Origin of the sequence: Actinokineospora spheciospongiae (assembly GCF_000564855.1) — a bacterium.
Lineage (GTDB): Bacteria > Actinomycetota > Actinomycetes > Mycobacteriales > Pseudonocardiaceae > Actinokineospora > Actinokineospora spheciospongiae.
On record NZ_AYXG01000254.1, the window covers coordinates 1 to 256 of the forward strand.

Consider the following 256-nt stretch of genomic DNA (forward strand, 5'->3'; position numbering starts at 1 on the left):
GCAGCTCGACATCGCCCTGTACCTGAACTTCGACATGATCGCCTCGCCGAACGCCGGTTACTTCGTCTACGACGGTGACGACTCCGACGCCACCGGCGCGGGCGAGGGCCCGTACGGCTCCGCGCAGATCGAGGCCGCCTTCGCGGGCTTCCTGGGCTCGCAGGGCGTCCAGACCGAGGGCACGGACTTCAGCGGCCGTTCGGACTACGGCGAGTTCATCGCCAACGGCATCCCGGCCGGTGGCCTGTTCACCGGC

Annotated in this window: 1 protein-coding gene; it reads left to right on the forward strand. The window is 69.1% G+C overall.

Translation table 11 applies throughout. From position 1 onward, the window contains the following. A partial coding sequence (locus UO65_RS32235; RefSeq protein ID WP_035290596.1) for a M28 family peptidase occupies positions 1 to 256 on the forward strand: 256 nt, incomplete at both ends.